Below are 21,715 nucleotides of genomic sequence, written 5' to 3'. Positions count from 1 at the left end.
ACAAAGGTTGTCTATTCGGGATAAATAATAATCAACTAGGTGCTCTATATTGTCATCACATTGTCAGCATTAGGTGCGGTTATTATCAGCACCTAATGATGTTCAGATCATCCATTCAGCAACGATTATACGACTCACGATTAGTGGCCGATCGCCATTTCATCGAGCGCTAAAAACACATTCTCATCCAAGTGGCCTTCGTGAACTTGCTTGCATACCTTGCGACGCACGGCCAAGCCAGAAATAAGACGCTCAATTGAAAGGTGTCGATTACTGGTGCTATCGCGGTCGTTGTAGAGTTCGATCAGCTTACTCAATGTTTCGTAAGGAATCACATCCTCTCCAACTCTTAACCAATCAAGCTTCTCAATGAGCTCTGAGCACTCTTCTTTGATTGAAGCATGAGAGTGCCCGGTCATTGCTGATAAAGCCGTTATACTGCGTTCTAGAGCCTCTGAAGAGGTATATTTAGACAGGGTTATCATGATCTCGTCAGCATTGATCTCAACAGAGTGCTTACGTTGTTTAACTCTGCGCCCTAGCTTGCCTCTTGGTGAAGGGGCTTTGCGCTGAATAGGCTCAAACTCGCCATCAATGATTTCAGATAACTCTTCCAGCTTTTGCTTAGACACCATTTCATTGCGCAGTGGGTTCGGCAATGTTGGCGCCATGTTTCGCTTACCTGCGTTGGTGGTGCGCGCTCTTGAGTAACGCAGTACTTCTTCAACGTTACATTTGATATCGACCTGATAATCGGTGGTCTTGCCTTTTTCGATCAACGCGGTGATCGTCAGGTGGTAACCCCACAGGTTGACGAGGAAGGTATCTTCTTGCTCCCCTACTTCACCCAGCTTTCTCAGTTCGCGGATCAGATCCATCGAAAAACGACGCCAATCAATATTTCGCGCCAGTTTTTGATTCAGTTCGCTCAATAGCATGCAATCAGAGTGACGACGCGCCATACGGCTTCTGAAGTAAGAATACATTTGGAAGACCAAGGTATGCTGCTTCAGGATCTCTGGTGGGAACAGGAAGAAATAATCGCGTGTGAGCAGCTCTTCATAGAACGATGGCTCCCATACCAAGATGTATAGGTTCGGTTTAATGCGAATTTCGCCGTCAGAGCCCTCTGTAGGCGCTTCTTCCGATGCGGTGATGGTTCTGGCTAAGAATCGGAAACGGTCGCTCTTAAAGCCTTCTGGCATGTTCTCACTAAGCCAACGGCCAGTAAGCTCATGCAACTGAAAATCGGTAAACTCAATGCGGTCAATGCTGTCTCGGATAGAGTCACGAGCCGGGCCGCTGTCTTTCTTGCCACGCAATGAAAGAATATCCGTGATGTAGAGCGGTGTTTTGTTCGGAGTGTGCTTCGCATCCAGATGGTAATCGTCTTGATGATGATCATGGTACTGAACAGTCAACGTGAATAACGCGAATAACGTCATCAGATCATCAACGGTCATAATATTTTTTGAAGATCGTGTTTCGATCACTGCTCGAGTTCCCGAGATCGAAACCATCGATTTCTGGTAGCTCTTACGTGTTCTAGGTGGCGCTAACGCTTGATCAATAATACCAGCCCAATTGGTTGGCGAGACAATAAATTGATCCGCTTCATCTTTCATCGTTGGCGGAGTATTAAGACCGTGTTCATTCAATAAACGTTTGTTTACTTTGGTTTGAGCTAGGGCTTTAGAACGCTTTTGCTTTTCGTTTTGTTTCACACTTTCAGTCACTAAGCTGGTGGCACCTAGCACTGATATCAACTGATTGGGATTAACAAAGCGATGTAGCATGGTTTTGCCCGCAAGGCCTTCTTCAAAGCGAACTGGGATTTGCTTGAAAAGTCCGATGTTTACAGCGGCTCTGAGTCTTTGTTGCAAGGCAGCACGTGTAACTTGTCCATCGGTTGATTCGATAATTTCAGTCGTTGAAACGTATCCATCTTTGCTGCTAAACCCGCGAAGTGAAATTAGGTTGAGAAGCTCAACGATGCTTTTCGTGACCCCTTTGAAGTGTTGATATTGTTCTATCCATTCAACGGCTGTTTCAGATACCTCAAATAAATGACCATCTTTGTGGCTTCGTGCCTTAATTAACAATTTCTCTTCTGGTTTCATTTTTGATCCGTATCACACTAACCGTAATTTCACTATAGTTCCTGAATGATAAAGAAAGAATGATCATAAATAAAGAGAATTTATTGGCTTTTAAATAACTGATCTTTCTGATTAATATGATCTTAAATGATTAAGTGATCTAATGATCCGGGCGATCGTTAGCTTTTAAGTTACTGAATTTAAAGTGTAAAAAAAAATCCGATTGGAAAGCATGATCATAAAGATAGCGAAACGATGATCATAAAAGATAAGAAAGCATGATCACAGAACATCAGAACGATGATCATTAAGTCATTGTAAGCATGATCATTATTGGTTCGAAAGCATGATCATTATACTTATACAGCTTATCCACAGTCCAGAATTGATCGACGAGTTCTAAATCATCAATGTGGATATTTTCGTTAGGTATTTTATCGGAACAATGATCAAGTAATGGGTCTTTTATATCGTTCCTCCCCTTTTATGTTTAAAAATTGGTCGAGATTGGCCACACAGTCAGTGGTTGGGCACTTTTAGCTCTCAACACAATAAATCAGGAAGCATGATCATGAAATTGTCATGTTTCTGCATTTCCATTCTGTGTCGATTGAATTTCTAACCAATCAGGCCTTATAGAGCTTGAATCCCCATTACAAAAGCATTTGTCCGTAAGTTAGGTCTAAATTTATATGCTTCCGGAACGATATTTACTTGATCATTTTTCCGGAGGTTGATCATTTCGAACAGGCATTCATACGGATCAATATTGATGAGTTTACACCTTGATCATGCTTCATAATATGGACTTATCAATTTTCTTACGAGTGATGTATCCCATGATCATTCTTCCGGTTGAGGCTCAACTCTCTTTTGTTTAGTGACGTCTCATCTTCGCTTTGTTTTTTATTTACCAAGCGATTTTTTAGGTTTTACTCTTTGTTGGTTGAAAATCTATCAATTTCGAATGCAAATCACACGAACCGTAATCTATGCTTGTGTTTCAATCGTTCCGAAGGTTTTTCGCTGAAATTCTATTTACATTGTAAATAAGTGATACTGTAACATTTTAAATGTAAGGCAGAAATAGCACGGTTATACATGACAAAAAGGGTCATTTTTGTGTTCGTATTAGCCGTTGTTTCATCAAACTGTAAAAATACAGTCTATTTTATGTGATTTTACTCATAAATGTATGTTCATGTTTTTGTTGTGTTTGTTGTTAATCGCTGTACAATTTGTACTTAGTTAATCATTACGGAAACTGGCAATGAAAAGAGAACAAACGATTGATAAGCTCTATCAGCTGGCCGAACAAACTCAACAAGTTCAGGCTGACCGAATTGAGATTATTCTGGAAGAGCGAAGTGATGAGCATTTCCCTCCAATGTCTAAAGCTATGATGGAGACACGTTCAGGCTTAACTCGTCGGAAATTGGATGAGGCAATCAACAAGCTTGAAGCGGATGGTCATCAGTTTACAAAGAACAACGCCAATCATTACTCGATTTCATTGACCGAAGCTCACATGCTGATGGACGCGGCTGAAGTGCCAAAGTTCCACCAACGTAAGCAGCATGTCGATAACAAACCATGGGTTATCAACGTACAGAACCAAAAGGGTGGTACGGGTAAATCAATGACAGCGGTTCACCTAGCGGCTTGTTTGTCTCTGAATTTAGATAAGCGCTACCGTATCTGCTTGATTGATTTGGATCCACAAGGCTCTTTGCGTCTGTTCTTAAACCCACAAATTAGTGGTGCAGAGCACGACAGCATCTATTCTGCCGTCGACATCATGTTGGACAACGTGCCAGAAGGCCAAGATGTTGATCTTGAATTCCTTCGCAAGAACGTACTATTGCCAACACAATATCCGAATCTAAAGACGATTTCGGCGTTCCCAGAAGACGCGATGTTTAACGCTGAAGCGTGGCAAAGCCTGTCTCAAGATCAGTCACTTGATATTGTTCGTCTTCTTAAAGAGAAGCTTATCGACAAAATCGCCGATGATTTTGATGTGATTATGATCGATACCGGCCCGCACGTTGACCCGCTAGTGTGGAACGCGATGTACGCATCGAACGCACTTCTAATCCCATGTGCTGCAAAACGTTTGGACTGGGCTTCAACGGTTAACTTCTTCCAACACTTACCAACTGTGTACGAGATGTTCCCTGACGATTGGAAAGGGCTTGAGTTTGTTCGCCTGATGCCAACCATGTTTGAAGACGATAACAAGAAGCAGGTATCAGTATTAACTGAGATGAACTACCTGTTGAATGACCAAGTAATGATGGCAACTATTCCAAGAAGTCGTGCCTTTGAAACTTGTGCAGATACTTACAGCACGGTTTTCGACCTGACGGTAAGCGACTTTGAGGGCGGTAAGAAAACCCTAGCGGTTGCCCAAGACGCGGTACAAAAAAGTGCTCTAGAATTAGAGCGAGTATTACATAGCAACTGGCCTTCACTTAATCAGGGATAACAAAAATGGCAATTAAAACATCTGACTTAAATGCAAAGCTATTTGGTAAAGCAAACAAACGCCGCGTAGCAACACCACAAGAAGCGCAAACGGCAGCAAAAGAACAGGCTCAAGTGATTGAACTTTCTGTTGCGGGTGAAGAGCTGGTTTCATTTGAACTAGTTCGAATTCCTGCGGCTGATGTTGCGACTCGAACGGTTGTTTTTGAAGATAATGCTCGTGAGCAATCTTTCTTAAACGAACACGCTCTTTCTGATGTTCTGACTACGTTAAAAGAACGCGGTCAGCAATATCCAGCGGTTGGTCGCAAGAATAAAGACGGCAAGATTGAAGTTCTTGATGGTAGCCGTCGTCGTATGTCATGTATTTTAGCGGACAAAGAGTTCCTAATTTACGTAGCGGAAAACATTAACGGCGAACACGCTAAGTTCTTATCAGACGTTGCTAACGCTCATAAACCACTTTCTCTTTACGAGAAGGGTAAAGAGATGCAAGCGAAACTGGATAAAGGCGAAGCTGAAGACCAAAAAGCACTCGCGAAAATGTTCCAGTGCAGTGAAGCTTTGGTGAGTGGAGCATTAAAAGCGGCGGCTTTACCACTTGAATTACTTCAAGCTTACCCAAATGTGAGCGACCTTGGTCGTCCGACGATTGTTAAACTGCACAAACAATTTGGTGGTTTAACGGGTGAGCAGCAACAAACATTACTGACCAAGTGTGATGCGTCTGAAGGTTTTGTATGGCAGCGTAGTGAAGCGCAAGGTGTTACGCGTTTAACGAAAGACGTGACTGAAACATTGGAAGGCTGGATTCTTGAACTGGCTCCTGCGCCAGCGAAGAAAGTATCTCCAAAAGTTGAGCTTATCAAAGGTCGAGCTTCTTATAGCCGCAAAGGTTCAAACCTAGCTTTGAATCTTAAGAAAGTGGATGATGCGACGATGCAAGAAATCTTAAGTTTCGTTCAATCAAAACTCGATTAAGCTTACAAACTATCTTAATCTTACAAGCTATCGAATGACTCTAAAGCCGCTTTATGCGGCTTTTTATTTGGCTGTGATAAACTGTGTTTAGATGAATCTGGACGCTAATTATGACGAACCCAACAAACACCTTTCTACATACTCTTTCCAAAACCGCCGAGCATAATCAGCACCGTTACGGTGTTGTCTTTTCTGGTGATAGTGATTGGCAAGACGCTACGATTCAGAGCTTTCTTTATACCTCTTCAGCACAAACAATTTTCCAGATGGGTGGTTTGCCTTTTCATTCGGTAACACATGTTCCGGTTAAAAAAGGGCAACAACTCCTAGGTCGAGAATGCCAACTTCTTGTTTGTGATTTTAGAGAGCAGTTTGATGCCAATAGTTTTAGTGCGGCATTGGGTGCATTAGTCGGTGGCGGTTTGTTGTTGGTTATTCCGCCCAAATCAGATGAATCTGAAGAGGGTTTGAATTCTACTTTTGGAAAACGTTGGTTAGCGTCCAACTTTGCCAAACTGTTTTCTGTTTCACAAGACGATGAACAGCTGACACAACTCTATGCTCGTCATCCTTTGCCTGAAGAATTAACCCAACCGGATTGTTTCGATAGATTTGAACAACAAAAGACGGCAATAGAGTTAGTTAAGAAAGTCGTCTCTGGACATCGAAAGCGTCCTTTGATTCTCACAGCAGACAGAGGTCGCGGCAAAAGCTCGACATTAGGTATCGCGGCAGCCGAGCTTTTGGTTGAACGGAAAGGGCTAAATATCATTGTTACCGCACCTTCTGTTAAAGCGGTTGAGCCGGTATTTGCTCACGCAAGCCAGCGCCTACAACCTTGTGAAGTTATCAATGCTACTCACATTTGCCATCAAGGCGGTAGCCTAAGATTTGTCGCACCAGATGAATTACTTCAATCTAAGCCCGATTGCGATTTGTTATTGGTTGATGAAGCGGCTGCCATTCCAATCCCGATGCTTAAATCACTGGTCGGCAGTTATCACCGTATGGTTTTTTCAACCACGGTTCACGGATACGAAGGAAGTGGGCGAGGGTTTGGAATTAAATTTGAGGCTTGGCTTTCTGAGCATCGTCCCGGATGGAAAGGCTACAAGCTTGAGCAACCAATCCGTTGGAATAATCACGACCCTCTAGAACGTTGGTTGTTTGATTGCTTCCTTCTGAGTGGCGAGTTTTTATCGAGTAGTTCTGTTATTCATAAGGCTGGTGATTTTTCTGATGAGGTGCTCAGCCAACTTAACCTAGTCGAGTTATCTAAAACCGAGTGTCTAGCGAATCCTGAAAAGCTTCAGCGATGTTTCTCTCTTTTAGTCGACGCTCATTATCAGACATCACCCAATGACTTAATGCAGTTTCTCAATAACCCAGCAATTCATTTATACGCGGCTTGGCATCAAGATGAATGTCTTGGCTGTATGTTGGTGACGGAGGAGGGCGGTTTAGATAAAGATTTAATTGCTCAGATTCAAACAGGAAAGCGCAGACCTCAAGGACATCTCGCGCCAGTGTTGTTAGCTAATCAGCTCGGCTCTATTGAAGCGGCAACAAATCGTTGTATGCGCGTGATGAGAATTGCAGTCTCAATTGAACATCAAGGTTTAGGCTTGGGAAGTTGGATGCTTGATCAGCTATCGAAGCAAGTCTCAGATATCGATTATCTGGCAACGAGTTTTGGGGCGAGCAGCGAGTTGGTTTCTTTCTGGCGACGTAACCAATTTTCTCCTGTGCATATTGGGCATCAACGAGATCAAGCGAGTGGCTGTCATTCTTTGTTGATGGTCAAGCCACTCGGCATTAATGCAAACAATTGGGTCGTTCCGCTGCAGCTTCAGTTTGAGCAAGGCTTTTGTTTTCTCGTTTCTGGCTCTTTAACTTCTCTTGAGGTTGATATGGTTCGCGCTCTATTACCAAACCAGTCACTGTCAGTTAGTGAGTTAGAAAAGAAGTTGCTTTGCAACTATGTAGAAGGCGGAAACAGTTACGACAGTATCGGCTTCATTACGTTGAAACTAATTCTAGCGAGTAACATTCAACTGTCGAGCGAGTCTTCATCGTCATCAACAGAGCAGCCAGTTAAGTCTGAACGCCAACATCGTAATGCTGATTGTTCGGCTATCTCGGATTTGTTGATTGCTAAAGTGGTGCAACAAAAAGGATGGGGGACTTGTGTTGAACAGTTCAATCTTGTTGGGCGTAAGCAAGCAGAAGTTCAGCTTCGACAAGATATCTCGTTGTTGTTGTCCAATTTACAGTGTAAATAGACAGAGATAGTTTCTAGATTAATTTACAGTGTAAATCCGAAATGGCGATTTACACTGTAAACTGAAGTCTATCTTTTGCTTGTCTTCTTCTTCGTCGGTTACAGCCTTCTAAAACTAGCCCTGCTGAATCCAACACCAAACCACTCATTTGCGTTTCATTAATGACTTACATCATCACTCTGTCGAGTTGTTGTCTGGTATCTTAATCTCAGGCTTCCATAACGTATAAATTAAACGGCAGTTATGTTCTGTTTCCCATTGTCCGCTTCTAGAGCTCTATTCCAAAATTTCTCTAAAAATTCGCTGATTATGATTGTAAAGGTGAGCCCGCTCATAAAATGCGTGTGTCTTATTTCTGAGTCATGTTTGCACAATCGAAAGTAAGTGATGTGACGCTGATTATTCTAATGTGGTGATTCTAAGCTCAGAACGAATTATATAGACTGAATAACAACTGAGTCATTAGGGATACTCGATTCGAATGTGGGATAACATTGTTACATTGTCAGAAGATAAGCTGCAGGTGGTCGCGCGTTTGCCATCTGGATTTGTGGTCGACGCAAGCTTTGATAACAAGACATTGCCACCAGCCTTGGAAGCTTTGAATGCATCTAACTATTTTCTTTTCGAAGAAGAGGTGCTGCGCTTTGTCACTCTGGCTAAAGAAGGTAAGGGTGAAGCTTATGAGGGAATCTTGATTGCTGAAGTTCGCAATGCAAGTGTCGCGGTCGAACTGTCTGATGATGAGATGCTGGCGAGTCTAGTTGTTACTGGCCCATACAATGGACACCCGCTCCGTGGTAGTGACATCATTCACTGTTTGGCTCAAGCCCATATTACCAAGGGCATAAATAAGCTAGCGCTCAGAAAGGTGCTGGTGATGAGTGGCAAAATTAAGCCCGGTGAAAAGTTTACTCAGCCCGTAGCGCAAGGCACACAACCCGTAAAGGGCAAGGACGCGAAGTTTGCCGCCTTGGTTGAAGACATTACTCGTCAAGTATTGAAGCCGCGTAGCAAAGACGCAGGCAAGATTGATATGCGAGATTTGGGTGAAACCATTACCGTCGGCCAAAATGATCACTTGATGAAACGTACTCCCGCCACTAAAGGCATTGCCGGTTTTACTGTGCAAGGTCGAATCATCCCACCACTTCCTGGACAAGACAGTTTAATCAAGCCTGGCAAGGGCACCTACATTTCTCCTGACGACCCTAATTTACTTCTCGCTTCATGCCCCGGCTTACCGATCATTAAAGAACGCAGTATCGAAGTTGATGATGCCTTGTGTGTGAGCAACGTTGATGTGTCGACTGGCCACGTTAAATTTAAAGGTAATGTGTTCGTCTCTGGAAACATTGAACCGGGGATGATTGTTAAGGCGACAGGATGCATTACGGTTGGCGGTTTTATTGAATCGGCAGAAGTTCAAGCACAAGGGGATATCAAAGTCGCGAAAGGAATTATTGGTCACACCACAAAAGAAGGGGAGCCCAAGAGTTGTAAGGTATTCACTAAAGGCTCTATTACTGCCAGCTATGCACAAAATGCAGAGTTACAAACGGGGACCGATCTCCGTCTTGGTGTCCACAGCATGGGGAACGAGATTCGATGTGGGCATGACCTTATCGTGATGGACACGATGAAGAAGCATGGCACGCTCAGTGGCGGAGAAGCTAAAGTAGGTGGCAAAGTGGAATGTGTCTTCTTGGGCGTAGAAGGCGATACCGCTACCAAGGTTCATGGTTTTGCGCGCTACGACGGATACCGACAAAAAATTGCTGAGTTAAAAGAAACGTATAAACAAACTCAAGAAAAGACGATGGATGTGATTCGTCAGGAATTAGAATTTAAAAAGCAGCCTAAGGCTCAAAGAAGTGAAGAACAAGCCTTGTTGATTGAACAACAAAGAGAAAAGAACAATCTAGCAATAGAGAACACCAAATCGCAGTTGGACATGTTAGAGAACGAATTTGAAACGCACCTTGCTGAGTGCACGGTAGAGGCCCATGAGAAAGTCTATACTCGAGTCACGATTCAATTTGGTGATGAAACGGTGACGACCAAGCGAACTCATGGCGGCAGTGTTTTCTCGTTCAATCAGTATGAGATTCAATGTTCGTTCAAGATGGAACAAGAAGACATTGCTTTGTAGGCTGCCCGTTGAAGTCGGCTTACTATCGATTGCTTATTACAAACAGCTTATTGAAGACCAGCGATGCGATGGCACGCATAGATACCAATATTTGAAGATAAAAAAAGGGGAGCTGATGCTCCCCTTTCGATTTTTATAGTTCTAGATATTTTGGTCTGACGGTTTTGATTTAGCCGCTCAGATTTAGCAACTTGGCGTACAAGGTTTGTGCTAGCTTGCTGCTCTTACTCGGCCTTGTTTAAGATCAGACAGCACTTGTGCTTTGGGACCGTCGGCAATAATGCTGCCTTTCTCCATCACAATCACTCGATCAACAATGTCTAACATAGAAGTCTTGTGCGTGATCAGAATTAAAGTCTCGCTAGGTAACAGTTGGCTAAGCTGATGCTTGATGTGCATTTCAGAACGGTTATCCATGGCACTGGTTGGTTCATCCATCAAGAGTACTGGTGGGCGACCGAGGAAGGCTCTAGCAATCGCGATAGCCTGACGTTGACCACCAGATAGCAAACCACCACCTTCACCGACTTGGCGTTCTAAGCCCGCAGGATCTTGCTGAGTGAAAGCAGTAACGCCTGCACGGTTAGCGGCATCCATCACATCGCGATCATCAACCAATGGACGACCTAATGTGATGTTGTCTCTCACTGAACCGTAGAACAAGTTACTGTCTTGCGGTACACAGCCTATATTGCGTCGTACGTCGACATGGTGAAGTTGCTCCATGTCGGTGTCATCAATACGTACATGACCTTCTGTGGGCTTGTAGAGGCCCATTATCAAGCGTTCTAATGTTGTTTTACCTGAACCGATACGGCCGATAATCGCTACTTTCTCACCGGGAGTAATGGTTAGACTCAGATCTCTCACTGACGCGACCGGAGAATCAGGGTAATGGAAGGTTACTTTATCCAGTGCAATACGACCTTGAATGATAGGACGGTGGATATAACGCTTTCCTTCTTCCTGCTCGTCAGGCATCGACATCACTTGTTCGATTAAGGTCATCGAAGATTTCGCCTGATTGTAACGCGTCGAAAGCAATGAAAGTTGAACAAGAGGTCCAATCGCACGGCCACTCAACATGGTTGCAGCAATCAAGCCACCCATCGTAAGCTCGCCTTCTGCAATTAGATACACGCCAAAAATGATCATACCGACGTTGGTACTTTGCTGAACAAAGCCTGCGGTGTTTTGGATGCTGTCAGTAATGCGGCGACTTTTGATGTTCCAATTCGCCATGTGCGCTACTGCTTCTTCCCAACGGAATTGGAATTGGCTTTGAGCGCTGAAAAGTTTAACGGTTTCTAACCCCGCCAGACTCTCGATTAAGTTTGCGTATTTCTGAGAAGCAAGGCGTGAACCTTCTTCAATGGTTCGACGCAGCGGGCCTTGGATTAATAACGCATAGATGATCAGAACGACAACACCGACCACAGGAACAAACACCAGATTTCCTGCCATCAACCAAATTAGAGCCAGGAACATCAGAGCGAATGGTAAATCGATTAACGAGCCAATCGTCGCTGAGGTAAAGAACTCACGAATCGATTCGAACTCTTGCAAGTTTTTCGCAAAAGCACCGACCGAAGCCGGCTTTGCTTCCATACGAATACCGAGAACTTTACTGAATAGTTTGGATGAGATCAGAATGTCTGACTTCTTACCCGCTACATCAATAAAGTAACTTCTCATCAATTTCAAAAGCAGATCGAAAAGGAAGACAACGAAGATCCCGCTCGCCAACACCCATAAGGTTTCAAAGGCGAGGTTGGGTACCACTTTGTCGTACACCAATCGAGTGAACATCGGTGCCGCGATGGCGAAGACATTGATCAAGATGGATGCGATCAGTACGTCTCGATAAATGTTCTTCGATTCCCAAATCGTGCTCCAGAACCAGTGACCTTGACGTGTTTTGAGAATCTCTGGTGAGCGCTCATCGTAACGAAACTGTTTTTTGACCAAGAAATATCGGCCAATAAACTGTTCTTTCAATTCCTCGACGGGAATGACGATCGGTACCATTCCGCTTTCCGCGGTGATGATCTCGGCTTCTTGTTTTTCTAAATCGATACTATTAAGAACACATGCCTCGCCCTGCTTGAGAAGTAAAACAGCAGGCAAAATAAGATGAGGGATGCTTTCTAGGTCAGAACGGTTTTCTTTCGCCACTAATCCCGCACGCTCAGCAGAGCGAGGGAATAGGAAAGGGGTGAGCTTTCCATCGGATAGTGGCAGCCCATTGATCAATGCTTCGGGCGAGTTAGCTAACCCGTAATATCGGCTAACGTAGATCAGTGAGTTCAATAGTGGATCTTGCATGCGATATAACCTTACTACTATTTATCAACAATGAAGCCTTGGAACACTTCTACGTAGTTATCAGACAAAATATCAAGCTGAGTCTGAGTTTCAATTCGTGACGCAATGGTCGTTACGCCAAGGTTATGAGCCGTTCTTGAGATCGACGTTAATGTGAATTTTTGTTTTTCATCATCAAGGTTATGAGTAAACAGGTAATCCAGCTTCACATAGCTCGGGCGGTATTCGTTGATGTAATCCAGTGATTGGAAGTTACGTCCGTAGTTATCGACACCAAACACCGCGTCAGCGTTGCGAATGGTGTTACACAGCAGCGCGGTATAGTGCGGAACGTTGATGAAACAGTTCTCTGGGATCTCAAAGTGGAGTAGGTGCGCGATTGAGGCATTGTGCTCAAGGGTTTTACCAATCCAACGGATGAAGCTTGGTTGAGAAATACTGCTTGGTGAGATATTGATAGCAACAGGGCTTGTTACTTCTTTCGCATTAAGCTTTTCGATCATCTTCTCGATAACGTATTGGTCGAGAATATGGCTCATTTCAAGCTGCTCTAGTGCGTATAGGTATTGGTTAGCACCGTAACGAACACCGTCTTTCTCAATCGCAGAGAAAACCTCTTGGTGATAGGTTTTGCCAAAGGCATTGTTTGCAGCCTGAAGACGGAAGGTGATTAGGTCGTTGATGATCGCTTCTTCAACCAACATACGCCATTGTTGTTTACCCATCACAGCGCCATGATCGTCTGCTGTGACGTAACCATAATTAAGTTCACGGTTCGCTTTGGCACTTGAGAGCGCGTTATCCACCAGTGACATGATTTCGGTACTGGTTTTACGTTTGTTGCTGTATGTGACACCAAGCGCAATGTGTGGGTTCGCCATACCGGTTGGATCTGAACCTAGGTTTTGAATGCAGTTTACAATGCTGCTCGCGACGAGTTTAAGTTCGTTCTCGTCGATGTTTGGCATAATGAAGCCAAACTCGTCACTCGAAATACGAGCGATGGTGATATCTGGTGATGAAATTGACGCCTGTAACTGTTCAGCCAGTTGGTGAACCAAGGCATCACCTTCTTGGTAGCCTTTTTCATCGTACTCTTCACTAATAAACTCGGCTTTTAGTACCGCTAAACCACCCAAACTTGACTCTTCTAACCACTGAGTTAACTGAGACATGTAGTAAGCGCGGTTACCCAATTGAGATACAGGGTCGATATACGCGCGTTCACGTAGCTTCTGAGCTTCTTTGGCTTGGTTTTTAAACGCTAATTCAACTTGAGTAGACATGTGGTTAATACCATCAACCACTAAGATCAAATCTTTTGTTTTCGGACGAACCAATGGTTCACCAAACTGATTCTTGGCGATCTGATCCATTTTTGTAATGATCAATGAGAGAGGGCGCAGCGCACGTTTAAGGATCCATGAGATGGAGATCAAACCCAGCAAGAAGATCGACCCAAAGATGGTTAGTAAGCGGGTAAATGCTTGCCAGAGTTGATCATAAGCAGGGCCTGGGTGACTCACGATCTCAACTTCTGCCAGTTGCATCCAGCCACTGGTGATCACGCGGCGGTCATGAACGGGTTCAAATAGATTTAAACTTGTAAACCATTCTGGCACTCCTGTTGATTTCACAGGATAAGAGCGAAGAATATCGTCTCCGGTGTCTAGAAAAATCAATCGAACGACGGAGTAAGAACTGCCATCAAACAGGGCGTTGATAACAGACTCCACTGCCACCTTGTCCTTTTCTTCTAGGTAAGGGGCGAGAGCCAGTCCAACAGTATTAATGGTATTACTTACCTCAGAGCGTTGCTGCTCCTCTAAGTATCCACGGGTGGTATTGAATTCGATCATAAAAACTGACGTCATCAGCAGTATGAACACCGCAACCATCCCGACCACAAGCTGTTTATATAAAGTCATTGTACCTACTCATCGTAATTGATAATGGGTTTGTTTAATTTTAGAGAGCGCTCACGAGAACGTAAGTCGTTCCATAAGCTCAATCTTGAAGATTTCCCTGCGAGCTTACCGCTGCCTGCTGCCGACTTGATCAACCAAAGGTTTTTACCATTGAAACTGTAAATTGGTCGTAGGTCGCCGCGCTTGGAACCGCGTTTTATCTCAGGGTTTAAGTTGTCCAAAATTAGTGGCTCTGCACTTGGTTTCGAGTAGTACGCCAACACCATATGGAATTGGTTTAACTCGAGTGCTTTTACGTACACCAATCTTAATTTTTTGTCTGGCACGCCCAGTTCGAGCAAAGAGAAGTATTTCGCGATGGTGAAATCTTCACAGTCACCCGCGTTACTGCCTAAGAACTCCAGTGGCGTTGCCCAGTAATCGTTCTTTCCCCAAAGTATGCTGTCATCGACAAAGTACATTTGATTGAAGAATTGATTAATGGATTCGAGTTTTTCCCTTTCGCTTAATCCACCATAGGCCGCAATATTTGAGCGCCATGTGGTGACTCGCTTAGCGGCTCTCTCTCCATAGGTTTCAGAGACAGCATCAATCCAACGTTGGTCACTCTTATTGAGTGCCGCAGAGGTAAAAGAGGTGAGGACCAACAGCAAAAGCGAGAGCCGAGACTTCATAGCCTTCGCTCTTGGGGTTGGGTTGCGCATTGAATAGCAGTGTTAAGCATCAAGCGTCCTTACTCTTTTAGTGCATTGTTCTGAGCGCTAAGTATTGGTTTCAACATGTACTCAAGAACGGTTCTCTTACCTGTGATGATATCCACTGAAGCTGTCATACCAGGAATGATCGGCAGCTCTTCGTTTTGTCCAAAATTGTGCTTTTCTGTACGTACACGCACGATGTAGAAGCTGTTGCCTTCTTCATCTTGAGTAGTATCGGCACTGATGTGCTCTAACACGCCTTCCAGACCACCGTATTTAGTGAAGTCATAGGCGCTGAATTTAACGATGGCAGTCAATTCTGGACGTAGGAAAGCGATATCTTGTGGGGCGATTTTCGCTTCAACCAATAGAGAGTCTTCTGTCGGTACAATCTCAACGATGTCCATACCCGGTTGGATAACACCACCGACGGTATTAATGCCAAGAGTTTTGACTGTGCCTGTTACCGGAGATACCACGACAGTACGGTTTACTCTGTCTTCAAGGCCGACTGCGGATTCGGTTAATGCAGAGAGTTTGTCTTGTGCTTGGTTGAGTTTTTCTTGCTGCTCTGAGCGGAAGTTCAGCGCGGCATCGATTCGGCTAAGCATGGATTCTTTAATGGCAGAACGTAGAAGAGGGACTTTGAGCTCGCTTGAGGTCATTTCTCGGCGAGTATCGTTCACTTGTCTTTGCAGCTTGAGTAATTCAATTCTTGGTACCACGCCTTCGTCCGCAAGCGGTTTGGTGATATCCAGTTCTTGGCGAGCAAATTGGTAGCTCTGTTTTAGGTTACGAACACGCGCCTTAATCTCAATTAGGTCTTGTTGTTTCTGTTCAACCTGTTGATCAAAAACCGAAAGTTGGTTTTTAAGGTTATTCAGGTCTTGACGATATTCTGCTTTCTGGCGATTCACCAGTTTTGGTTGAAGCTCGTAAAGTTTTGGAGGGAAAGCCAGTTTACCGTAGTCGAGTAAGACACTTTTTTTCCACTCTGCTACAGAGAACTCTTCGTCGATAACAACACTGGTTAATGAGGCTGAAAGCATTAATACGTTGGCGGTTAAGTTGGCAACTTGCTGTTCGCGTTCACGGAAGTCGGAACGAAAACGAGTGTCATCGATCAACAGTAGTTGTTGACCTTTTTGAACTCGTTGGCCTTCTCTAACCAATATCTCTTTAACTAAGCCACCCTCAAGGTTTTGAACCACTTGGATTTGAGAGGAAGGGATGACCTTGCCTTGGCCAACGGTGACTTTGTCTATTTCAGCCCAATTCGCCCACGCAATAGCAGCAACAAAAAACAGAATGATTACCCACAACATTATACGCGCGCTGGTTGGCGTATTGAGTAGCAATGCCGCTGTTTTATCATCGACGTACTCAAGTTCGGTATCGTTCAATTTGCTGAAATTTTTCTGACTCATAACAGTCCTTGTGTGCTGAATAAAGGTGCAAGCCTATTGAGTGTATTCTTAGTTCTAAGAAATGTTAAGAATTTGTTCGTTTAAATCTTTGAATTTATATAATTTTTAAGAGTTATCGATTTTTGAAATCCGTCTTATCGAGCTGGTGTTTCCTCAGCTTGTCATACAGCGTTTTTCGAGAGACTTGGAGCTCTTGTTGCACCTCTTTCAATCGTCCTTGATGGCGATGTAACGCCTCGATTAAGATTATTTGTTCAAAGCTATCAGTACGTTGGCTTAATGACTGTTGCTGCTCTTCAGGGCTCATATCAAGCTGGTTTTCGTCGTTTTGCTCATTATCATCACTGTCGAGAGCAGGTTGCTTTACTTGTGTCAGCACTCTGAGCTCAGCGTGTTGGCGAAGCTGTCGAATGTTTTCGCTCCAATGGGTTGCGATCAACCGTTGAATCTCTTTTTCTGTGATAACGGGCGGCGGTAACTGATATCGACTGGCTGCACCGCGAGCAAAATGCTTGAACAAAGAGCCAATATCTTCTGTTCTTTGTGCCAAGGGTAATAAATTAAATCGGCGCAGTTCACCTGTAATTGTAGTAGGAACTACTGTAGTTGCGATAATGATACAAGTTGCATTGGTCTTGCATGAGTTTTCACGAAGTAAAGTGGGTTTTAGAGCGGCTAACCATAACCATTGCTGCGAAGTTAATGCTTCTGTTTCATGGATATAAAGTGTTCCGCCCTGATGTTTTAGGAATAATTGCAGAACAAACTGATCAAACGTAGCTTGGTCATTGCGCGGTAAATTGAATGCGGCGACAGGGCAAAGCTCAGCGGTTTGATGGCTGTGTAAATCGTGCGTGTACTGTGCTGTGATTCTTTTTCCTGTTCCTAAATCTCCAACAAACAACAATAGCGGGTTGGCTTTGGTATCTAAGGTGATTAATTCCCGACGTAGGGTTTGCATCGAAGCAGATTGCCCTATCAGTTTTGGCCCCACCTGATTTTGCATCGCCAGTTCTTTTCTCAGCAGGTTGTTCTCTTCAACTAAGGCCAGTTTGTCCGCAGCCTTTTTTACTGCGGTGAGCAGAGCATCGACAACAAATGGCTTCTCTAAAAAGTCGTAAGCGCCAGATTTCATTGCTGATACGGCGGTCTGCACGTCGCCATGTCCGGTGAGCACAATCACTTGAAAGTGGGGGTTATGGCTGAGCAACTGCTGCGTAAATTGAATGCCGTCCATCACTGGCATGTGAATATCGGTGATCACAATTCCGGCTTGAGCAATGTTGATCTTCTTCATTGCCTCAATGGCATTGGGAAAGCAGACAATATCGATGCCTTCAATAAGCATGGCTTGTTCTACTGAGTCTCGAATTGCTGGCTCATCGTCAACAAAATAGAGTTTTGGCATAGATTGCAAAAGCGGTGTCCTTAGCATTTACAGTTAAATAAAATGATTCATAACAGGGGATTAGCCCTAATTTCGATAAAGCGGAATATCGAGCGTAAACATCATTCCCGATGGTTGGTGTTGGGTCGCAGTAATGGTGCCGTTATACGCTTCAATAATGCGTTTCGATATCGACAGCCCCAACCCTAAGCCTTCTGGTTTGGTGGTAAAAAATGGGTCGAACAGTTGATTCAGCTTGTCGTCAGCCATTCCTATCCCGTTATCCCAAACCGTGATTTTGCAGGTGTCATTGTGCAATTGCCATTCAATTCCAATCTGCGGGCTCGCTTGTCGGGTTAAGGCTTGATGTTCTAAAGATTGCTGCTCCATCGTTTGATGTAGCCGATCTTGTTGCTGAGGTGCCTGTTGTTGGAATGCCAGTTGTTGGATTGAGTGCTGCTGAAGCGCTTGAGTCGCGTTGTGAATCAGATTCACCAACACTTGTTCGAGCTCGGTTGGATGAATGGCGATATTGAGATCATCCGGTATGGTACTCAATCGAAGCGTGATGCCTTGCTTGATCATGACAGCGCTCAGGATACTGGTCGAGTTGTTGACTGCTTGATGCAGGTTGGCGACGTGATGTTCTTGTTTGGTGACCTTGCGAGTAAAGACTTTGAGCCGCGCGATGATGTCGGTAATGGTGCTGTTGAGGCCAATCATTTTCTCAAGGTTGCTTTTAACTAGGTCTGTGCGCTCCATCTCAAGCAGTTTAAGGCTGTTTTCGCTGTAGGTTCTTAGCGCCGCAAGCGGTTGGTTGATTTCGTGGTTGATGCTGGCTGACAACTCTCCAAGCACGGCTAACTTGGCGGTTTGTGTCAGCTCTTGCTCTGTCTGCTTGAGCTTTAACTGAGATTCTTGATATTGGTAAATCGTCTGCTGAAGTTGGTCGTTAGACTGCTTTAAATAGTGAGTTCGCTTATCAACGGTTTGCTCTAAATTCTGGTTCAATTGAGTTAACGCGACCTTAGCTAAGTAAGTTTGACGCCAAGACCAAGCAATGAGCACGACTAAGCTGTAGATAACCAGAAAGATGGCGTCTATCTGCAAGACTTTACGTAACTCGGCCTTGGTTTCTTTTAAGGCAACCACTTGGTACTGATTATTGCTGGTTGAGGCTGGGTAAAGTTTAAAGCTGCCTAACCTGCTGAGCTGATTAGTCATCAGTTGTGTTTGATTGTTTGTCGACGGGTTGCTGCTGTTGCCATTAATCTCTGATGAGGCTTGAAAGGTGTCAATGATCGATATTTGGCTTTGACCGTATTGGCGATTACGAGCAATTTCTTGTTGTTGTGCTTGAGTTAAAGGCAACAATGATTGGTAAAGCCAATCGTGTTGGCTAGAAAGAAACACCACCTGATTCGAATCGAGTACCACGATCTCAAAGTCATCGCTGGTGAGGATGTTCTCAAGATTCTCTAAACTAACTTTAACGGTGATGACACCAACGATGTTGTCGGCGACATACAGCGGTGACGATAAAAAGTATCCCCGCACATTTGAGCGCGCGCCAAGGGCAACATAATGGGTTTTATCGCCTTTGATTGCAGACGCAAAGTAGGGACGAAATGAGAAGTTTTCACCTACAAAGGTACGCGGTTTTTGGTAGTTGCTTGATGCGACGACTGTGCCACTTTGGTCATGAATGTAGATGGTGTCAGCTTGGCTCTGATTCGACCAATCAAACAGTAACTTATTGAGTTCCATGGTCGTGATTTTGCTTGCTTGAGCTGTTTCATCAAAATAAGAGAGCAAGCGTGGATCGTGGCTAAGCAAGTCAGGAATTTGTTTGAATTTTTCGAGTTCAGAATCGATTTGCAGATTGGCTTTGTTGGCCGCTTCATTTAGCTGCTGCGCGACGATTTTTTCTTGGTACTGCACGGCCACAAAGTGGGTTGCACTCAGCCCTGCTATGCCTAACAACAATGAGAATAAAACAAAGGGTGTTAGAAGGTTAGGCCGTTTTTTAGTCACTGGTATCTCAGCTTATGATCCGTTTATATATAGACTATCAATATGATAGTTTGAGTACCGAGATCTTGTTAACACCGAACGCTTTCTGTAAGACAAAACCACGGCTTAGACTTGTGTTTCAAAGGATTACAGCGCAGAATCACAAAAAATTAAAAGGAGCAACGAAATGGAACTGACAGATATTCGTCGTGAATACGCTAAGGGTGGACTGAGACGTAAAGACTTAGCCGCAGACCCTATTGAGCAATTCAATCTATGGTTAGAGCAAGCCATCGAAGCTAAGATGACTGATCCTACTGCCATGACAGTTGCCACGGTTGATGAAAATGGTCAGCCATTCCAACGAATTGTTTTGCTGAAGAATGTTGATAAAGACGGTTTCGTTTTTTACACCAACTTGGGTAGCCGTAAAGCGCACCAACTTGAGCACAACAGTAAGATCAGCCTGCATTTCCCTTGGCACCCTCTTGAGCGACAAGTTCACATTACTGGTACCGCTGAAAAGCTGACAGCAATGGAAAACATGAAGTACTTCTCATCTCGCCCGAAAGAGAGCCAGTTGGCTGCCATCGCGAGTAAGCAAAGTAGCCGTATCTCTGCGCGTGGGATCTTGGAAGGTAAGTATTTAGAGCTTAAACAAAAGTTCGCGAAGGGAGAGATCCCGGTGCCTTCTTTCTGGGGTGGCTTCCGAGTACGTGTTGATAGCATTGAGTTCTGGCAAGGTGGTGAACACCGTCTGCATGACCGCTTCTTGTTCTCACGTCAAGACAACAGCTGGGATATCGATCGCCTAGCGCCATAGTTCGAACCTGTTGTACCAATCAAAAGATACCGTTGATTTTGCGTTTATTCACATCAACGGTATTTTTTTGTCTCATTTTTACTTAGTCACTGTGCAGAACCACCGAGATCTGTTTTTTGAGCAGGGTTTCTGGGATCACTGAACCTAGTCCTGAATCCAACGCAAACTCAATCAACTGGCTTTTACTGCGAGCATCGAACTTCTGCTTTAATCTCGCGACATGGCCTTCGACGGTCTTGATTGAGATATTCAACGTCAGTGCAATGTATTGGGGTTTCTTACCGAACAGCAATAAGAACAACACTTCTGATTCTCGTACCGTCAGCTTCTTTTGCAGCTTAGACACTCGCGGTTTTGAGCCCGCTATCGATGCTTGATTTCCTTTCTCACACGTCGCCTGACACACCCAATGACCAACCTCTAAGATGGCCGTATCAGTGAGCTCTTGACCATAGAAGATCGTGCCTTGGACGTTGTCATTGTCATCAAGCCAAGGGGTCTTGGTAAAGATATGTGCGTGCCAACGCCCGTCTGGATAAGGATGAATATCGAGGATCTTGAGCGTGCAGCGTGTGTCCATCACATGTTTGTCTTGAGCTCTGAAGTCTTGCGCGCATTCGGTTGTTTGGCTCGGCATATCGAAATCGGTTAAGCCAGTGCAACTTTCACCCGGCATCAACCCAATTAATTGGTTGTAAGCGAGATTCGCGTAGACGAAAACGGACTCAGTATCTTTACAGCCCCAGCAGCCTGGAAGTTGTTCAAATAAAGAGCGATGTATGGAGTTGAGAGGTTCTGGCAAGGTTTTATCTCGTAAGCTACGACACAATGATGATATCAGTTTCTTATTGAGCTGCAATGCCAATTCGGGGCTGAACGACGAGCCCGCCGGAGACGCTGAACAGTCATTAAACGGATCGTTGATTAAGTGTCTGCCTTGAGGGGAATAGCTGAACGGAAGGGAGGATAAATAGGCAAAAAAAAGCCAGCCTGAAGAAGGGCTGGCTAAAGACAAGATATGCCTTGTCGACATGTAGAAGATTTTCAGGTCAATTCGCGAGGGTCGTGCAAATTAACCTGAGGCATCAGCTAGATACCCAGAGTGACTTACTA

Annotated in this window: 13 protein-coding genes; 5 read left to right on the top strand and 8 right to left on the bottom strand. The window is 44.3% G+C overall.

All coding sequences use genetic code 11. The annotated features are described in order from the left end of the window. Positions 1 to 140: 140 nt before the first annotated feature. Positions 141 to 2,120: a replication initiator protein RctB domain-containing protein gene (locus BCT49_RS05865; protein WP_017111265.1), complete on the bottom strand. Its 1,980-nt coding sequence runs from the start codon at positions 2,118 to 2,120 to the stop codon at positions 141 to 143. 1,249 nt (positions 2,121 to 3,369) lie between these two features. On the opposite strand from BCT49_RS05865, the gene BCT49_RS05860 reads away from it, so the two are divergent. From BCT49_RS05860 to BCT49_RS05845, 4 genes are all read left to right on the top strand, one after another. Continuing rightward, on the top strand, positions 3,370 to 4,587 hold the full coding sequence (locus BCT49_RS05860) for a ParA family protein (RefSeq protein WP_004732566.1): 1,218 nt from the start codon (positions 3,370 to 3,372) through the stop codon (positions 4,585 to 4,587). 5 nt (positions 4,588 to 4,592) lie between these two features. Continuing rightward, positions 4,593 to 5,567 carry a ParB/RepB/Spo0J family partition protein gene (locus tag BCT49_RS05855; RefSeq protein ID WP_102434507.1) on the top strand — a complete coding sequence of 325 codons (975 nt, stop codon included), beginning with the start codon at positions 4,593 to 4,595 and terminating at the stop codon, positions 5,565 to 5,567. A 110-nt stretch (positions 5,568 to 5,677) separates the two neighbouring features. Beyond that, a complete protein-coding gene (locus BCT49_RS05850) occupies positions 5,678 to 7,849 on the top strand; it encodes a GNAT family N-acetyltransferase (RefSeq protein WP_102434506.1) in 2,172 nt (723 codons plus the stop codon). Between the two features lie 481 nt (positions 7,850 to 8,330). Then, the gene (locus BCT49_RS05845; RefSeq protein ID WP_102434505.1) at positions 8,331 to 10,001 is read left to right on the top strand and encodes a DUF342 domain-containing protein; all 1,671 of its coding nucleotides are present in this window, start codon (positions 8,331 to 8,333) and stop codon (positions 9,999 to 10,001) included. Positions 10,002 to 10,211: 210 nt separating this feature from the next. Here BCT49_RS05845 and BCT49_RS05840 read toward each other — a convergent pair whose 3' ends face one another. From BCT49_RS05840 to BCT49_RS05815, 6 genes are all read right to left on the bottom strand, one after another. After that, positions 10,212 to 12,326: a type I secretion system permease/ATPase gene (locus tag BCT49_RS05840; RefSeq protein WP_102434504.1), complete on the bottom strand. Its 2,115-nt coding sequence runs from the start codon at positions 12,324 to 12,326 to the stop codon at positions 10,212 to 10,214. A 17-nt stretch (positions 12,327 to 12,343) separates the two neighbouring features. Then, positions 12,344 to 14,254, bottom strand: coding sequence for a bifunctional diguanylate cyclase/phosphodiesterase (locus tag BCT49_RS05835; protein ID WP_102434503.1), 1,911 nt, complete (start codon positions 14,252 to 14,254; stop codon positions 12,344 to 12,346). A gap of 5 nt (positions 14,255 to 14,259) precedes the next feature. Beyond that, positions 14,260 to 14,928 (bottom strand): transglutaminase-like cysteine peptidase, encoded by a 669-nt coding sequence (locus BCT49_RS05830; RefSeq protein ID WP_029223589.1) that lies wholly within the window; start codon positions 14,926 to 14,928, stop codon positions 14,260 to 14,262. 59 nt (positions 14,929 to 14,987) lie between these two features. Beyond that, positions 14,988 to 16,379, bottom strand: coding sequence for an HlyD family type I secretion periplasmic adaptor subunit (locus BCT49_RS05825; protein WP_102434502.1), 1,392 nt, complete (start codon positions 16,377 to 16,379; stop codon positions 14,988 to 14,990). Between the two features lie 112 nt (positions 16,380 to 16,491). Beyond that, on the bottom strand, positions 16,492 to 17,787 hold the full coding sequence (locus tag BCT49_RS05820) for a sigma-54-dependent transcriptional regulator (RefSeq protein WP_102434501.1): 1,296 nt from the start codon (positions 17,785 to 17,787) through the stop codon (positions 16,492 to 16,494). Positions 17,788 to 17,853: 66 nt separating this feature from the next. Further along, positions 17,854 to 19,800: a sensor histidine kinase gene (locus BCT49_RS05815; RefSeq protein WP_102434500.1), complete on the bottom strand. Its 1,947-nt coding sequence runs from the start codon at positions 19,798 to 19,800 to the stop codon at positions 17,854 to 17,856. Positions 19,801 to 19,966: 166 nt separating this feature from the next. On the opposite strand from BCT49_RS05815, the gene pdxH reads away from it, so the two are divergent. Beyond that, positions 19,967 to 20,602, top strand: a complete 636-nt coding sequence (gene pdxH, locus BCT49_RS05810) for a pyridoxamine 5'-phosphate oxidase (protein WP_004732548.1) — start codon at positions 19,967 to 19,969, stop codon at positions 20,600 to 20,602. 82 nt (positions 20,603 to 20,684) lie between these two features. Here pdxH and BCT49_RS05805 read toward each other — a convergent pair whose 3' ends face one another. Further along, complete coding sequence (locus BCT49_RS05805; protein WP_372166432.1) at positions 20,685 to 21,467, bottom strand: PAS domain-containing protein; 783 nt, start codon at positions 21,465 to 21,467, stop codon at positions 20,685 to 20,687. Between the last annotated feature and the right edge of the window lie 248 nt (positions 21,468 to 21,715).

The organism is Vibrio lentus (genome assembly GCF_002875945.1).
Classification (GTDB): domain Bacteria; phylum Pseudomonadota; class Gammaproteobacteria; order Enterobacterales; family Vibrionaceae; genus Vibrio; species Vibrio apostichopi.
Note: the sequence above shows the minus strand (reverse complement) of the source record. Positions and strands in the feature narration are given on the sequence as shown.